The sequence below is a fragment of the Paenibacillus sp. OK060 genome (assembly GCF_900101205.1).
GTDB lineage: Bacteria > Bacillota > Bacilli > Paenibacillales > Paenibacillaceae > Paenibacillus > Paenibacillus marchantiae.
Map to the genome: position 1 here is coordinate 501921 of NZ_FNFR01000002.1, position 16588 is coordinate 518508.

At 43.0% G+C, this 16588-nt stretch carries 12 protein-coding genes; 3 read left to right on the forward strand and 9 right to left on the reverse strand.

Going from position 1 to position 16588, the window contains the following annotated elements; all coding sequences use genetic code 11:
• Positions 1 to 34 precede the first annotated feature (34 nt).
• The 4 genes from BLS14_RS08485 to BLS14_RS08500 all read right to left on the reverse strand — a co-directional run bounded on the left by BLS14_RS08485 (position 35) and on the right by BLS14_RS08500 (position 5469).
• Positions 35 to 1537 (reverse strand): extracellular solute-binding protein, encoded by a 1503-nt coding sequence (locus BLS14_RS08485; protein WP_063562727.1) that lies wholly within the window; start codon positions 1535 to 1537, stop codon positions 35 to 37.
• 107 nt (positions 1538 to 1644) lie between these two features.
• Positions 1645 to 3456 carry a cache domain-containing sensor histidine kinase gene (locus BLS14_RS08490; RefSeq protein ID WP_063562728.1) on the reverse strand — a complete coding sequence of 604 codons (1812 nt, stop codon included), beginning with the start codon at positions 3454 to 3456 and terminating at the stop codon, positions 1645 to 1647.
• A 3-nt stretch (positions 3457 to 3459) separates the two neighbouring features.
• Positions 3460 to 4476, reverse strand: coding sequence for a response regulator transcription factor (locus BLS14_RS08495; protein WP_063562729.1), 1017 nt, complete (start codon positions 4474 to 4476; stop codon positions 3460 to 3462).
• A 255-nt stretch (positions 4477 to 4731) separates the two neighbouring features.
• Positions 4732 to 5469 carry an SDR family NAD(P)-dependent oxidoreductase gene (locus tag BLS14_RS08500; RefSeq protein WP_072733222.1) on the reverse strand — a complete coding sequence of 246 codons (738 nt, stop codon included), beginning with the start codon at positions 5467 to 5469 and terminating at the stop codon, positions 4732 to 4734.
• A gap of 177 nt (positions 5470 to 5646) precedes the next feature.
• Between BLS14_RS08500 and BLS14_RS08505 the strand changes: the two genes are divergently transcribed.
• The 3 genes from BLS14_RS08505 (at position 5647) to BLS14_RS08515 (ending at position 9499) form a co-directional block, all read left to right on the forward strand.
• On the forward strand, positions 5647 to 6252 hold the full coding sequence (locus BLS14_RS08505) for a TetR/AcrR family transcriptional regulator (RefSeq protein WP_079693860.1): 606 nt from the start codon (positions 5647 to 5649) through the stop codon (positions 6250 to 6252).
• A gap of 278 nt (positions 6253 to 6530) precedes the next feature.
• Positions 6531 to 7151: a TetR/AcrR family transcriptional regulator gene (locus BLS14_RS08510; RefSeq protein ID WP_063562732.1), complete on the forward strand. Its 621-nt coding sequence runs from the start codon at positions 6531 to 6533 to the stop codon at positions 7149 to 7151.
• Positions 7152 to 7198: 47 nt separating this feature from the next.
• The gene (locus BLS14_RS08515; RefSeq protein WP_090951067.1) at positions 7199 to 9499 is read left to right on the forward strand and encodes an MMPL family transporter; all 2301 of its coding nucleotides are present in this window, start codon (positions 7199 to 7201) and stop codon (positions 9497 to 9499) included.
• 95 nt (positions 9500 to 9594) lie between these two features.
• On the opposite strand, the gene BLS14_RS08520 is transcribed toward BLS14_RS08515, so the two are convergent.
• The 5 genes from BLS14_RS08520 to BLS14_RS08540 all read right to left on the reverse strand — a co-directional run bounded on the left by BLS14_RS08520 (position 9595) and on the right by BLS14_RS08540 (position 16447).
• Positions 9595 to 10866: an alpha-L-fucosidase gene (locus BLS14_RS08520; RefSeq protein WP_090806981.1), complete on the reverse strand. Its 1272-nt coding sequence runs from the start codon at positions 10864 to 10866 to the stop codon at positions 9595 to 9597.
• 40 nt (positions 10867 to 10906) lie between these two features.
• Positions 10907 to 12652: a DUF4091 domain-containing protein gene (locus tag BLS14_RS08525; RefSeq protein ID WP_256336293.1), complete on the reverse strand. Its 1746-nt coding sequence runs from the start codon at positions 12650 to 12652 to the stop codon at positions 10907 to 10909.
• 79 nt (positions 12653 to 12731) lie between these two features.
• Positions 12732 to 14423: an ABC transporter substrate-binding protein gene (locus BLS14_RS08530; RefSeq protein WP_176854438.1), complete on the reverse strand. Its 1692-nt coding sequence runs from the start codon at positions 14421 to 14423 to the stop codon at positions 12732 to 12734.
• Positions 14424 to 14531: 108 nt separating this feature from the next.
• The gene (locus tag BLS14_RS08535) at positions 14532 to 15431 is read right to left on the reverse strand and encodes a carbohydrate ABC transporter permease (RefSeq protein ID WP_063562736.1); all 900 of its coding nucleotides are present in this window, start codon (positions 15429 to 15431) and stop codon (positions 14532 to 14534) included.
• A gap of 29 nt (positions 15432 to 15460) precedes the next feature.
• Positions 15461 to 16447 carry an ABC transporter permease gene (locus BLS14_RS08540; RefSeq protein ID WP_371121624.1) on the reverse strand — a complete coding sequence of 329 codons (987 nt, stop codon included), beginning with the start codon at positions 16445 to 16447 and terminating at the stop codon, positions 15461 to 15463.
• Positions 16448 to 16588: the final 141 nt, after the last annotated feature.

Here is a 16588-nt window from a genome sequence, read left to right on the forward strand (position 1 = left end):
TCCTCCTGCGAACTGCTTCCATTAATTCATCTGGTCATTTGGCGGCGGCTTCATTGACTTCGTCTATGATGTTTTGACCACCATTGGCGAGCCATTCAGCCGAAGCATCTGCAATACTGTCAATGGGAGCTCTTCCTACGATAATTTTGGATGCCGCCTCTTCGAATTTCAAATTTAAATTCGCAAGCTTCGTCTTTGCGGTATCCGAATAATATTCAATCCCGGGTGCCGCATTAGGCCATTGGTATTTCAACACGTTTTCCGCATATTGTTCATTTCGTTTCATTTCCTCTTCATCGGTCCACAGATACAAATTGAAATCCGTCCCTGGACGTTTAAACAAACTACTGTTTAAATAACGCGGCATTTCAGGCTCCCACCGATCCGTAACTTCATAGCTTCCATCTTCCTTTTTCACATAATGGATACCTTCAATTCCATTTTTCATGACAGTTGTACCTTCATCCGTTACCCACCAATCCAGAATTTGCAGAATACGGTCTTGCTTTTCCTTACTGGCCTTCGCGTTGATTACCTGTTTATTGGTGCCGACGGTCCAATTCAAATTACCGCGCTGACCTTCTGGTCCAATCGGCGGAGCCAAAGGTACAATTTCGGGGTTCGAGTCCGGGAAATTATTTTTAATTTGCCTTACGAGATCCGGATAGTTGTTGTGATAAGTAAACAACCCAAGTTTATTGCTTTTATGGAGTTCCTCAATATCACTGGATTTACGCAACGCGAAATCTTGATCTAACACGCCTTCCTCATATGCTTTGCGCATGAAAGCGAGATAGGCTTTTTGTTCTTCAATTTGCACTTGCGGTGGTATCAGTTGTCCGTCTTTTTCAATCCATTCGTTAGCAAGCCCAAAGGCGCTTTTCAATGCCAAATTGTCCTTTGAGAAGCCTATCGTATCCTTTTGGTTATTCCCATCGGGATCTTCCTGTACAAATGCCTTCGCTATTTCATAAAATTGGTCAACGGTGAAATGTTCTTCATCCGGTACGGGTATCCCCAATTGTTCTAACCAATCTTTACGGACTTGGATGGTGTCCCGCGCAAGCCACGATATTTCTGGCAGTCCGTAATTTTTGTCTATCGGATTAAGGATAGTCACGGCCGGATCATCAGCAGGAAAAGCCTCGCTCAAGTTAGAATAGTTCGGGAGTAATGGCTTAAGATCAACGAAAGCTCCTTCACCCTGCCATTTCAGATACGTATCTGGGTCAACCCGATAGAAATCAGGAAGGTTCCCAGAAGCTGCCATTACCTTTAACTTCTCTGCATATTCAGGACCATTAATAAATTGCAGTTTTAAATCGATATTAAATTTTTCATTCAAATACTGAATGGTGGGATGATCTGCTGCCCACTTCGATCCACTCCAATACTGCACTGCCATGTTAATCGTCAGCTTTTCCCCAGCAGCTTGTTCGTTTGAACCTTCTTGATTGACGCTACTCCCGGAACATCCTGCTATAAGGCTCATCACTAAAATAATGGCCACTATAGTTGTGATTACCTTGTGGTTCATATGCGTCCTCCTTTACCAATGTTCTTTACAGACTTAAGTATACGCTTTCAAAAATATCGAAAATTGCACAATCCAACGATATGTTATCTGATTTTCTTTTTATTTGATTATCCAAATGGCAACCGAATGGATACCACAGTTCCTTTCCCTGGAAAAGAACTGAGATGAACGCCATAACCTTTTCCGTAAACCAACACCAACCTGTTATGAATATTGACAAGTCCAAGCGAGTCTTTTTTTGATATGTTATTTCCGGTTGAATACGTTATATCAGCTAATTCCTGCTGCAGTTTGCTCAGAAGTTCTTCCTCTATCCCTTGTCCGTTATCCACTATTTCAATAATCAAATCCCCTTTGTCGGGATATGCACTGACGATAACCGCTGCTTTACCGTTTCTCGGCTCTACAGCGTATTTGACAGCATTTTCCACAATCGGTTGCAACGTTAATTTGACGATGCGAATGCCAAGATACTTGGAATCCACATAAAGCTTGCTCTCAAAATGTTTTGAATATCTGACGTGAATAATATCCAAGTACTTAGATAGTTGTTCAAGTTCTTCGCTTAAACTTACTTCTGTTTGATCAAATCTGGCCGTATACCGATATAATGACGCCAAATTATCTGCCATACGCTCTACGCGTGAGGAACCTTCCAGGAAAGCAATGCTTTTAATAATGTCCAGGGTATTGTAGAGAAGGTGCGGGTTAATTTGATTTTGTAACGCTCGGATGACAGCCTCTTTCTGCATTAGCTGAAGCTCCACTTCTTTTATTTCCATCTGGGTAACGGTCTTCACTAATTCATCCAGTCTTTTGGTCATCCGGTTAAAACTCAAATTTAACAACTGAATTTCATCACGCCCAGGTTTTACGTTCGTCTGGACTGTCAAATCGCCTTTCTGCACTTTGTCCATAGCTGCTTTCAACTGAGTAATCGGCTTAACAAATCTGGTAGCCAGAATCGGTACAGTTACAAAGATAAGCAGAGCAAGCACAGCCATTGCGATAATCGCCGAGTTACGCGCAATTTGCTGCCCAGAGGCCATTTCATCTAACGGCACGATTGCGACTGTCTTCCAGCCGGTTAATTCTGATACACTGTAAGAATGTAAGTACTTTTCACCATTCCAATTTTGGATCTCGTTTTTGTGTCCTAACGATAATCCTTCCAATCCCGTTTTCTCTATTGGTAACGACAAATAAGAGGAATCGGAATGATAAACAACCGAATTATCCTCGGACACAATAAACATATAACCCGTCTGCCCAATGCGCATTTTTCCGATGATTTCCTCGATTTCGCTTAATCTCATATTGATAATGAGCTTTCCCGCCAACCCTACGTTTTCAACGTCGTAAATAGGAATAATGAGTGATAAGACAGGATAAGAGGTTCCTTTTACATAAAAGGTGGGCTGTAATTGTAGATGTTCCGTAAAATCCAAACCATACCATGGCTGTGTCTCAACAACATCTTTAGAGGTGTTCCCTTGCGCTTGTAGCACTCGATCATCCAATGACATCAAGTACATGTTGTCTATTTCCGGATAATTGAAAGAGATGTATTTGTTTAAAATGTCCTTAATGACTCTTTGTTTTTCCGTGCTTAGATCGGAACTCCGTAGCCACTCTTGAATGAGCCCAGAATCTTCATTGTCAGATAAGGGACTGGTATAACGCAGCGGACCGGCAATCATGGTATACGTTGATTTCGCCATTTGTTGAAAGTAAATATCCAACTGGTGATTAAGGCTAACGGTTGTTCCCTCGGCTATATTATAAAAGTCTTTTTCAGTTGCCCTGCCGTAATATAAGTTAGATAAAAAATTCATTACAAGTACTGAAAGTAAGGCAACGCCAATAAAAGCAACAATCATTTTTTGGTTTAGTGTAAACCTACTGAGTAACGTCTTCAATGCTCACCCTCCCATCCGTTTCCGATACTCGCTTGGAGTCATGCCAGTAAGGCTCTTAAACACGCGTATAAAGTAAGGTTGACTAGAGAAGCCCGTATTCTCAGCTATCATATAAACTTTATCATTGGTATTCAGCAGCAGCTTCTTTGCTTTTTCTATCCTTACGTTATTGATATAAGAAACTAGTGATTCTCCAGTATATTGTTTGAATAAAAGACTGAAGTGGGAGACACTCACCGCAGAATACGCGGCCATCTCCATAAGGGAAATATCATCTTTGTAATGCGATTGAATATATTCGCAAGCGCGTGTGACGAGTTGACGATGCTCTTTTCGGTTAAGATCCGGCTGTAAAAACCATGATTCCAGCATCTGACTAAGGTGGCGGCGGATCATTTGATCATTCATACTTTTAAAATCATTGATTAGCTCACGGGATATTCCAGTCGTCGCTGTCCATAAATCACTGAGTTGCGTTTGCACAATTCGCAAAAAGCTGAGATATGCCCCATGATTGACTGTTTTCAACTTGAAAATGGCATCCAGTAATTCACTGAATTTTTTCATACCCACGATGGGTTCCAATTCGTTCACGGTCTCAAAAAAAGTTTGGATCCGAATCAGATGATGATTCATTTCCGATATAGCCGTTAGCTTTTCCATCGTTCTTAACAAGGTTGATTTCAACAACTCCATCTGAATAGGTTTTAACAAATACTCTGTGACGCCGTATCGAATTGCTTTTTGTGCGTAATGAAAATTATCGTAACCACTAATAATGATGGTGGCCATTGGTATTTTTTCTTCCTCTATGTTTTGAATTAATTCGAGCCCATCCATCTCGGGCATCATAATATCGGTAATAAGTACTGTCGGCCACAGTTGCTGTATCATAAACCAGGCTTCCAGACCGTTTGTAGCCTCACCGACTACTTCAATGCCATGACCAATGCTTTCTACCATTTCCACGATAGCCGCCCTTATCCACGGTTCATTCTCTGCTATAAGCACCCTAAGCATCCTCGTTCCCCTTTCAGCTCTCTAACCATCTTTTTTTTAAAACGCTTTCATAAAAGATTCTACCATTCTTAATTAGATCGATTATCGCCCGTTCATAATGTAAGTGCAATAAAATTCAATAACATCATTGCTATGGATCCCTCCCGGATCGGTTAACTTTAAACTGAAACGCAACAAAACCTGAAGTCAATACTTCAGGTTTTGTTGCGTTTCTATATGTTAAAGATCCTCATTTTCGGACGTAACTTACTCCTCTTATTGGGCGGTGTATCCACCATCCACGATTAGACTATTTCCTGTCATATAGGATGAATCGTCGCTAGCTAGGAACAGTACGGCTTTGGCCATTTCATCTGCTTGACCAAGCCGCTTCATTGGTGTTGCCGAAGAAAGAGCCTGTTTGCTCTCTTCTGGAATAATCGGTGTATCGATGAAGCCTGGGCAAAGTGCGTTCACCCGAATATTTTTCTCAGCATACTCAAGCGCAAGTGAACGAGTCAGATTCACAACGCCACCTTTTGCTGCATTGTAGGCTGCAGAACCAGGTGAACCAACCCATCCGTACATGGAAGCCGTGTTGACGATAGTCCCTCCGCCAATTTTGAGCATTTCTCGGATCGCTTCACGTGCGACCAAGAATACGCCATCCAGATCTACATTCACCGTATTGCGCCATTCAGCATATTCAAGCTCATGCGAAGGATGAACACGTCCGATTCCTGCATTGTTAAATACGATATCCACTTTACCGAAAACCTCTACGGTTTTTTTGAAAATCTCAGCAACCTCTTGTTCACTCGTAATGTTTGCTTTAAAAAACAGAGCATCAGCTTTAAGCGCTTTCAGTTCTTGCTCAAACGCCTGACCTTTTTCTTCATTCAGGTCCACCAAGACCACTTTGGCTCCTTCTGAAACGAATAAGCGTGCTGTCGCTGCGCCGATTCCGGATGCCCCTCCCGTAATAACTGCCACTTTGTCTTGAAGTTTGCCCATGATTAAATCCTCCAGTATACTATTTTGAATAGCACCTATTCGCATAAGTGCTATATGACGTTTACAAACATAATTGTATGCTTAAAATTGTAACAATCCAATCATTAAGATACGATGATATGTCTACTACATAGACACTTGGTGAAACAATGTCTATTTTTATAGGAGTTTTTATGTATGAATGATGAACAAATTTTGAAATCTCAACAGCGCAATCGAACAGAAAAGCATCTTAAAAGCGCTCTGATCCAACTCATTAAGAAAAAAGGCTATCATGCCATCTCTGTCAAAGACATCGTTGATCAGGCAGGTTATAATCGCAGTACTTTTTACTTACACTACCAAGATAAATTCGTGCTCGCCGAAGAATTGTTGAATACGAAGCTCGAAGGTTTGAGACTCGCCGTAGGCAAGCCATATTCGCATGGTCAAAAGGTCTACACCAACAAGCTTAATTTTGAATCCTTTCAAATCATCGATTATATCTATGAAAACCGAGACTTCTTCGAACTGATTCGATATGGTGATACGTTACCTGGTCTGCATACAGGTTTTCCTCAGACAATCCTGAAAATCTATGAGGAGCAGTTTATCTTCGAGACGATCAACGATTCCCCCGTTAACATGGAGTATTTTAAGTACTATACGGCTTACGGTTTTTTTGGAATATTGAACAATTGGATATTAAGCGATTTTCGTGAATCACGTGATATGTTTATCAAGAACGTAATCGAACTATCTAAAACACATATTCATTCTTTTCATTATGTGGGGGACAATTAGTTAAATTTCATTTAGAGACAAAGAAGAGGAATCGTATCCTCCACTCTTTGTCTTTTTTTGTCTTTCCCCCTCTTTTTCTTATGGAATTTATTGAATGATTATTTCTCAATCTTCTTATCTATAAATTCGCCTCTTGAGTAAATTTGCACAATGAGCAAATTAAAGTTATGATAATTTCGAGTAAATACTAAGGAGTTGAGTGAATACCAAATGAAAACAATCTACTATCGAGAGAGTTATTTTCTCCAGAAGCATGCATGTGGAGGTGTACGCATCTGATGGCCAAGCAAACCCTGCGACATTTAAAAAAAGAAGCTACTGAAAAAGCGCTAGCGACTACAGCATTTGAACTAGCACTTGAACATGGGTTGGACGGTTTTGTTGTCGAAGATATCGTGCAAAAAGCCGGTTATTCCAGAAGAACTTTCGCAAACTATTTTACATGCAAGGAAGAAGCAGTAGCCATTGGAGCTACTTCAGTTAATAACACAACTGAGTTTGAGAATTTGATCACCAAAATTCCACCAAATGCCTCTTTGCTTGACATTTTGTATCAACTAATCCAGATGCAGCTTACAGCAGACCTTATAGGAAGATTGCGTGAACTTCTGTTACTTTCCCAAAAATATCCTGTTCTCGAACCGCATTTCCTTGGAGTAGTACACCAAATGCAGACGACTGCTCAAGAGACATTATTAGACTTATCAAACGGGAATGATGACGAGGTATATACTTATCTACTTATTAACGCGGCCTACGGAACCATTCTTCCATTAATTGACGGAAGACTTAATGTGCTGTTACCAGGACAAAACATAAGTGACCACCAAAGAACTGGGGCTGTATCGTTCGATGAGTTTTTAGAAAACATGTTTGGTCACTTGCGCAAAGGATTCTAATACAGTAGCAATCCATATTCACCATAGAGGGAGTGTAAAACAAAGATATGTCTACATTATTATATAGAGTGGGGAAAACCGCTTTTCGCAAACCGGGGTACTTTATACTCGGATGGATTTTAATTTTAGGAATTGTCGTCTCGATGATCAGTGTGAATGGTGTGCATATCAGTTCCGAAATGAAGATTGAAGGCACAGAATCTCAAAAAGTTCTGGACCAGTTAGCCAAAGAATTACCTGCGGCCTCAGGCGGTCAAGGGAGTGTTGTGTTTGAAGCACCTCCAAACGAGCGTCTAGATACGCCAGAACGATTGGCAGCAATCACAAAGGGTGTTAATGATGTTTACGGGATAAAAGATGTGATTAACCCTGCAGATTATGCTGCTGAAGCCAGCGGATCAACTGCTGAGATGGCTCAGGCTTCCAATACAGAGCAGTCTGCAACAGTGGCTACTCCCTCCTATGGTCCTCTGATGGTGGATGGTGTTCCTGTGCCGGGTGTTCTTCTCTCTCCCGACGGCAGAATCGCTTTGTTCCAATTTCAGTTTACCATTGAGCAGTCTGCTATCACGCAGGATGTTTTTGACTCCGTAATAGATTCCGTCATGACTGTTGAGAAAGGAACCAATATTACGGTCCTACCAGGCGAAACACTAAAAACCGTATCCATCGGTGTAGGATCCGCCGAAATCGTTGGACTTGTTATTGCCGCGGTTGTTTTGCTGGCCACACTTGGGTCCGTTGTAGCGGCAGGACTGCCTCTTGTAACTGCACTTCTAGGTGTCGGCATCGGAGTGGGCGGAGCATTCTCCATTTCCAAATTCATTGAAATGCCTAGTGTCACTTCGGTTTTGGCTCTTATGGTTGGACTAGCAGTCGGAATCGATTACGCTCTATTCATTGTAAATCGTCAACGCCGGATGATTATCGATCAACGTTTGAGTGCACAAGAAGCTGCTGCCAGAGCAATTGGTACATCGGGCAGTGCTGTATTTTTTGCAGGTTTGACGGTTATCGTAGCTCTATGCGGTATGCTAGTAATCGGTCTTACGTTCTTATCGACAATGGCGTTGGTAGCTGCTGCAACCGTGCTCATCAACGTATTCGTTGCCTTAACCCTTTTACCGGCGCTGCTCGGGTTGGTGGGTGAGCGTATCTGTTCGCCTAAAGCTCGTGAGAAAAGCGCCAAGTCTAACAAAGCGGCTGGTCGTGGCGTAGCTGACAGATGGGTTAAATTCGTTATCAAGTATCGTTGGGCCACAATTGTTGCCATCATCGTACTTCTTGGTGTCGCAGCAATTCCGATTACAAAAATGGAGATGGGCATTCCTGGAGCTGCTTCAGCGAATCTGGACACGACTGCAAGACAAAGTTATGAAGCAATTTCTGAAGGCTTTGGAGAAGGCTTTAACGGACCACTTATTCTGGTCGCTGAGCCCAAGGATTCTTCAACGCAGGTCTCTCCAGAACTCGTAGGTAATCTTGTGAAAGAGCTTCAAAGTCAAAAGAATGTTGCGCAGGTTTCACCTTTAGGCATGACTGAGGATATGGCTATTTTTAGTCTGATTCCTGAAACTGGCCCTAATGATAAAACCACCAAAAACCTGGTAAATGATTTACGTTCTTCTGAGTCGAGTATTGCACAGACGTATGATGTTAAGCTTGGAGTTACCGGATTCACTGCCGTAAATATCGATATGTCGGCCAAGCTGGCAGAGGTATTCCCTATATATGTAGGAATTATTATTCTGTTGTCCCTAATCATTCTACTCTTGGTATTTCGTTCAATCATCGTGCCAATCAAAGCAACTATCGGCTTTCTTCTTAGTATTCTTGCTACGTTCGGAATCACGACAGCTGTGTTTCAGTGGGGCTGGCTCCACTCTCTCTTCGGCTTCGATACAGGTGGTCCGCTGCTAAGCTTTATGCCGATCATTGTTACGGGTATCCTTTATGGACTCGCAATGGATTATCAGGTTTTCCTTGTTAGCTCCATGCGGGAATCGTATGTTCATGGTCATCGGGGGACTGAATCCGTCGTTCACGGGTACAAACAAGTGAGTCGTGTCGTAGTTGGAGCCGCTGTAATTATGGTTTCTGTTTTTGCAGGGTTTATTTTCACGGATGATGTCATGATCAAACAAATTGGATTTACGTTAGCTGTAGGAATCTTGATCGATGCCTTCATTATTCGAATGGGATTGGTCCCGGCCATCATGGCTATTTTCGGGAATAAAGCGTGGGCGCTTCCCAAATGGCTGGACCGCATTCTGCCGAACCTTGATGTCGAAGGCGAGAAACTGATTGCTTCACTCAATGCTAAAGATAACGAACATCACAAGTCTTGATGCGGCAAATTATTTAGATTTGAATTCCTTTGGATGAAAAATAAGAAACAGCGACCACGTTCTGGTTACTGTTTCTTATTTTTTTTCATATTAATTTAGCTTAATGGATCTGGAGTTCCGCCACCAACATGATGGAAGCTTAGTTCCTGAAGTACTGCCTCTTGGTCACTTTCGATGATTTCAACAATAACACCCCGAATTTTGATCGCAGGGATACGAATAATTGCCTTATGACCTATATGTTGCCCTTCATAAATGGTCACAGGTCGTCTTGACTTCTGAGTAATGATGTCAATCTTGAAGCTTCGTATATTTTCACCAGCTGTAAGATCCTCTTGGATGATAACGTGGTCGAGCAACTGGGGCACCTCTGTCTCGTAAACCCACGATTTTTCAATTCTTCTGCATTGCTCGATTGTTGCAAATGGACGTTCGAAACGGCGAATTTCCGATCCGAATTCCAACAGTCTCTCTACGTCTTTCTGTGGAAGCAGACCGTTGCGATCCGGTCCAATATTCAGGAGCAGGTTTGCACCACGGCCAACGGAATGATAATAAATGCCCATAAGTTCTTCCGTACTTTTCAGGGTAAGTTCATTGCTATCGCTATAAAACCAATCTCCCCTAATTTGGACGTCACATTCCGCTGGCAGCCATAGGTGTTCAACCAATTGCTCTTTCTTTTCTGTCAAAATTGAAAACTCCGTTGAATCCACTTCATTCCAGCATGGAATAGGTGCAATACCATCCTCGTTCCCAACCCACCGAAAGTCGGGGTCACCCATATTAAAAATTAAAATATGAGGCTGCAAGCGGCGAATTTCATCAATAATACGTTTCCAATCATATGAATGTGCCTCAGAGCCACAACCGTCAAACCACAGAATATCGATGTCGCCATATTGCGTGAGCAACTCTGTGATTTGATTGACGAAATAATCGTCGTAGGCCTTCGCATCTTGGGTGTAAAAGTCAGCTGAACCATCATACGGTGAATAGTACAAGCCTGGTTTCATATCATATTTTCGGCAAGCATCAACAAATTCGCGTATGACATCCCCTTGCCCACCCTTCCACTGAGAAGCCGCCACACTAAATCGACTGTAGTCGGAAGGCCAATTGGAAAAGCCGTCATGGTGCTTCGCAGTTAACACAGCATAGTTCATTCCGGCTTCTTTGGCCGACCGGATCCACTGCTCACAGTCTAAGTCAACAGGATTGAAAGCAGCCGGATCCATCTGCCTTTCATCGAAATCGACATATCCTTCATAAAAGGTGCGAAGTCCGAAATGAAGAAACAATCCAAATTCCCATTTTTGAAAAGCAAGTTGTTTGGCTGATGGCGTTAATTTTTGAACAAGATTCATATGATCACACCTTTCTCATCCCATTGTTTAATACAGCTGTTCATTCTGTTTGTCCGTTCTCAATCTCATATAATCGATCGTAGTCCTCGATATTAAAACTGTATAATTGCATGGCCGTTTTGCCAGAGGAGGGTGCAAGCTCTCTCGGATGATCGAATCGAAATACTCGCTGGAGAATCTTTTCAACCTGCTCTTCCTGTCCATTCTGCTTTGCTATCTGCATATATTCATAATCGCGGATGCCTCGCTGCAGCCACTTATAACGTAGTGAAAGCAGCGGTTTGCCCCTTTTTCCCGGGTAAACGAAATTGGTATCCCCAGCCTTCCAAATCATAGGACGATAGGAAAGCCTCTCCAGAGGTTTGTCGGGCCACACGGTATAATTCCACCGTAGAAAGCCATCCAATTTCAGCTTTTCTGCGAGCCAAGGGATCACCCGAGACTCAATTGACGGCGAACTGAGGAACGTGTTGGGTTTCTCTGGCGAGCAGCAAACGTAAAATGTAAATGTCCCCTTCACTTCTTTTCTTAGCTGCTCTAGCTGTTCATACTCTTCTGCAGCACAGTCAAGCACAGGCACATAATCAACGATTCCTTTAATATGTTTACGAATAAATTCGGTATGATTGATTGCTGCTTTATAGAGGAATGATGGCGCCATCTCGCGTAAGCATGCTAAACTTTCCTCAAATAAGCAGATATCAGCCGGTTCATCCGCAACAACACGAACGCGGTCAATCCACTTTTTCGAGATAAAATGCTGCTCTAATGCCACTACATAAGCGCTAAGATCTGATTTATTTCGGATAAACTTATAGCTCCCGGTTTCTTCATCATAATAGCGGACGCGAATGGCATCGGGGTAATCATCCACAACTCCCCCAAACCCTTCATCCTCATGCTTCCAAATATTGATCAAGCCGAATACTTCTATTTCTTTGCATATTCCGTGCTTCTCTCCTATCTCAACATACCGATCCAAGTGCGTAAAATCATAGTCAAATCGACCGTCGCTCCGTCTCACGATTTGAACGATACTGTATTCATTCAAGTCGGATGGCTCAGCATCGATAAATGATCGTTGTCCGCTCCATGGCTCCTCTGAAACAACAAGCGTCAACGCCTTTTGTCCGAGCTGAGACAAGCTGTGAAGATACGAATCAAGAAGCGTAAAATGTTCATCGGACCAATAGGAAACATCATATTTTCTTGCAATATTACAGTTATGCTGCCACAAGTCCAAAACGAACGTATAATTTTGAGGCTCTGGCAGCACTTGTTCACTGATCGTTAAACGAAACGTCAGTTCTTTCTCCAAAACCTCATCCTCGAACATCGTATGCGTGTAGAATTTCAGCTTGCCTTCATATTGACCGCTTACAACGGAATCATCGGCATGAAGCTCCACCCACAAAGGTTGGATCTGACGCTTCCTAAGCCATTGGTAGGGTTCATCCAGCAGAACATCTGAAGTCATAACGCGATTATCGTCCTCTATCAACCCGATAAGCTGAAGATCGATCTTGCAGGGAGCATCCGTCTCCACCTCACAGCGCACGATTTTGATCGGCCCGCCCTTCCATAACAATGCATCCCGGTTAATCGTAACGAGCATATCCTCTTGATCTGAGTTGACCAATGCCTGGAAGGCGGCGCTGTCATTTTTACAGCAGCGAAGTTCCAAGTGTTTCACCTGCGTGTCTTCACGTCCCTGATTCCACCAATTGGACGACCACATATACTTATAGAACATGTTTTGCAAACCACAGTTCACTTTAAACTGCACCTCCGAGTCTAATCTGAAATCCTCCAGCTCCTCCTCCAGGTCAGACTTGAAGGTAGAATTATTTAGGGGAAATTTCGAATTATTTCGTATCAATTGCCTTCTGGTAAATTTCTATATACTGACCAAGCTGCAGACCATCCAGACCTTTTACATAAGAATCCCATTCTTTCTCGATGTCCTTGCTGCCCGTAATGAACTGAGCCATGTTTGACTTGACGTAATCTCGGATTGATGTTTTTAGTTGAGCCGCAACCTGAGTGTCTTCCAATGCTATGAATACGCTGGACGGATAATTCTCCTTCGATTGGAACGGCTCATATTTGGCTGATTCACGCTTCAGACGAACCTCGTAAGCGCCTTCAGCAAGCGGATCCTGCAGAGCTGCCCATGAGTCACGATACTGGTATGTGCGGAGGGACGGTCCAAGCTGATCCCAGCGATCGTTATACGTAATTTTGGTTTCACCATCAGAAATAATTGCATAAGTTGCCGGTTTGCCGTCCATACCCAGCTCGCCATCCTCCGCTTTGCGCCATCCTTCACCTTCTGGACCATGCTCTTGATTCACAATGGCTTCTTCTGTATATAAATAGTCGGCCAAACGGATTGCGGCAATTTTCTGTTCATCGGTCGCTTTATTCGTAATGGCCATCTGCGACACACTTACTCCCGCAAAGTATCCTGCTTGCTGCACACCGTTCGGTCCTTTAAGGGGAGGCACGGTGACATACTCTTTATGACGCGGGTGTTTGTCATCGGGGCTGTGGGCGTAACTGATTAGAGCGGTTGTAATGCTGCCAATTACATTCGCGTCTTGACGGTTGCCCAACTGCTGGATGGCATCGGAGTTCTGTGTGAATGATGCTGGATCGATCAGGCCTTCCGTATAGAGCTTGTTCAGGTACAATAATCCCTGCTTCCATTCTTCCTTATTGGCGACGAAATCCACTTTGCCGTCCTTTACCTGGAGAAAAGTCCCGTTGTCTTTGTCCACCTGATCGTCGATGATAAACGAATTCATCAAGAAGGAAGCGACGTTCCCTGCCCACATGTCGTCAGCGCCGGTAAGCGGAATTTCGTCTTTTATACCATTACCGTTCGGATCATTTTCTTTAAAAGCTTTTAGCACTTCATAAAACTCGTCCGTTGTTGACGGCATTTTTAACCCAAGCTTATCCAGCCAAGACTGATTGATCCATAGCTTCTGTGCATAGTTGCAGTGATAACACTCGTTCACTTGCGGAAGTGCATAAATGTTGCCGTCCGGTGAAGTGATAGAGCTCTCCAGGTACGGCAGTTCAGCCATTGCTTTTTTGAAGTTAGGCGCATATTTATCAATCAAGTCGTTCAGTGGAATAAACACACCCTCTTTGCCGTACTTCATCTGCTCTTCTTTGGTTAAGCTCCCATGCAAAATTACTTCAGGATAATCACCGCTTGCCAGCATCAATTGTTTGCGGTCGTTTAGCGCTTTTTCGGGTACGAGATCCCATTTTATTTGAATATTCGTCTTGTCCTGGAGGTATTTCGTGAATGTATTGGTTTCCATATTCTCTATGACGGCGTACTGCGGAGCAAACATTTTGATCGTCATGGGCGTATTGACAATCGGATATTCTCCAACGGGCGTAAACACGTCGCTTGCTTCTGGTGCACTAGCAGAAGGTGTATTCGTAGTTGTGCTCGAATCCCCGCTACAGGCGCTCAAGATGAGTGATAAACAGAGTGCAGCTCCGAGGACGCAAGAGAATGACTTTTTCCATGTTTTCATAGTTATGACCCCTCCCATTTATCGAACATTAATTTCAATTACGGAAGCATTCTATCTGGTCTTCAACCCCTCACCTCCTTAAATGCTGGTTGAGCTACCTCCCCGTCACTATCCTTTTAATGAACCGATCATGACACCTTTAACAAAGTGCTTCTGCACGAACGGATAAATGATCAGGACAGGTGCACTTGCGACAACGATAAGTGAATATTTAAGCAAGTCCTTCAATCCTTGCTGCGCCAACATCTGATCAACATTGGTCACCATAGTCGGATCGATCGAGTTTAGAATAAGAATGTTACGCAACACGATCTGTAACGGGAACAAATCTGGAGATTTCAGGAAAATCAATGCATCGAAGTAAGCATTCCAGTGGCCCACAGCATACATCAACGTCAGCACAGCCAAAATGGGTTTGGAGAGCGGAATTACCATACTGGTAATGAACCGGATGTCACTACAGCCATCGAGTTCGGCAGCTTCCGCAATTTCCTCGGGAATCGTGGTCTGAAAAAAGGTCCGAGCGACAATCACTTGAAACACCGCCATGGCTCCTGGCAAAATCATCGCCCAACGTGTATCGAGGATATGAAGGTTTTTTACTACGAGATATAAGGGGATAAGCCCTCCTTCGAACATCATCGTGATGACTAGAAGGACCATGATGAAATTACGGCCGTAGAACGTTTTTCTGGCGAGCGGATAAGCAAGCATAACAGTCAAAGCAACGTTGACTGCTGTACCTATGACAGTATAATAGAGCGAGTTCAAGTAACCGAAAACGATTTGTGGATTTCGAAACACCGCTTTATAGCCTTCCAGCGTAAAGTCGACGGGCAACAGCCACACCTTGCCGGATACGACGGCTTGAGGTGAGCTAAACGATGATGAAATGATAAAGATGAGCGGAAAAAGGACGACAATCGTCACTACGCTCAAAAAAGCATAGACACCGAGTAGAAACAAACGGTCACCATACGATTCCCGAATCCTTGACGCTTTGAACATATTTGTTCCTCCTTTCTGCTGATTTGCTGCTACCATAAACTCGAATTGGATAACTTCTTGGCAATGTAGTTAACGCTCACAAGAAGAATCAGATTGATGATCGAGTTGAAGAAACCGATTGCAGTCGAAAAGCTGAAGCTGGAGCTGAGCAGTCCCACCTTATACACATAGGTAGAAATGACTTCAGAAGTGCTGATGTTTAGGGGATTTTGCATCAAATATACTTTTTCGAATCCAACCTTCATGAAATTCCCTAAATTCAATATGAGCAGAATGACGGATACAGGGATAAGGCTCGGTAAGTCAATATTAATAATTTTCTGCATCCGGGACGCACCATCCACTTTTGCCGATTCATATAGTTCAGGGTTGACTCCTGCCAAAGCTGCAATGTAGATAATCGCACCATAACCTGAAAATTGCCATACATCCGACCAGACATAAATCGATTTGAACAAGCTCGGAATTCCCATGAAATTTGTATTTTCAATGCCGAGTAGTTGTGTGAACTTGCTAATAATCCCAACACTTGGTGACAAAGTTACGATGAGAATGGAGACCATGATAACCGTTGAAATAAAGTAAGGCGCGTAGGTGATCATTTGTACACTGCTTTTGAAAAAACCGTTACGAATTTCATTTAATGCCAGTGCCAATAGAATCGGAGCAGGAAAACCAACAAGCAAACCGTACATATTAATGCCAAGCGTGTTCTTCAAATACAGCCAAAAGTTTGGTGATTCAAAAAATTGTTCGAAATATTTCAGTCCGACCCATGGGCTACCCCAAATACCTTGGATAACGTTGTACTCTTTGAAAGCAATGACAACGCCAGACATAGGTATATACTTGAAAATAACCAAATACATCAACGGCAGAAATACGACCAAGTATAACTGCCAGTGACGCTTCATTTTTTTCCCAATGAAGCGTAATGATGATTTGCTGTCAGGCAATGCCGGTTCATGTGGCTGGCCTTGCATTGAAGTTTCGGATTTCCTGATTCTCTTTTGCATGCTTGACATATGCTCCTTCTCCTTTCGTTCGATCTGATTGTTTGCGCTTACATTCTACATAGTAAAGTAGGATAACGAGGTGCAGCAAGAAACAATAATCGTTAACTTAACCGTCTTCGCATCGCCTGAAAATGCGCAGCA

Coding starts and splice junctions, on each gene's coding strand:
- BLS14_RS08485 (WP_063562727.1), bottom strand. CDS start 1,537: ATGAACCACAAGGTAATCACAACTATAGTGGCCATTATTTTAGTGATG.
- BLS14_RS08495 (WP_063562729.1), bottom strand. CDS start 4,476: ATGCTTAGGGTGCTTATAGCAGAGAATGAACCGTGGATAAGGGCGGCT.
- BLS14_RS08500 (WP_072733222.1), bottom strand. CDS start 5,469: ATGGGCAAACTTCAAGACAAAGTGGCAGTTATTACGGGAGGGGCATCC.
- BLS14_RS08505 (WP_079693860.1), top strand. CDS start 5,647: ATGAATGATGAACAAATTTTGAAATCTCAACAGCGCAATCGAACAGAA.
- BLS14_RS08510 (WP_063562732.1), top strand. CDS start 6,531: ATGGCCAAGCAAACCCTGCGACATTTAAAAAAAGAAGCTACTGAAAAA.
- BLS14_RS08515 (WP_090951067.1), top strand. CDS start 7,199: ATGTCTACATTATTATATAGAGTGGGGAAAACCGCTTTTCGCAAACCG.
- BLS14_RS08520 (WP_090806981.1), bottom strand. CDS start 10,866: ATGAATCTTGTTCAAAAATTAACGCCATCAGCCAAACAACTTGCTTTT.
- BLS14_RS08530 (WP_176854438.1), bottom strand. CDS start 14,423: ATGAAAACATGGAAAAAGTCATTCTCTTGCGTCCTCGGAGCTGCACTC.
- BLS14_RS08535 (WP_063562736.1), bottom strand. CDS start 15,431: ATGTTCAAAGCGTCAAGGATTCGGGAATCGTATGGTGACCGTTTGTTT.
- BLS14_RS08540 (WP_371121624.1), bottom strand. CDS start 16,447: ATGCAAAAGAGAATCAGGAAATCCGAAACTTCAATGCAAGGCCAGCCA.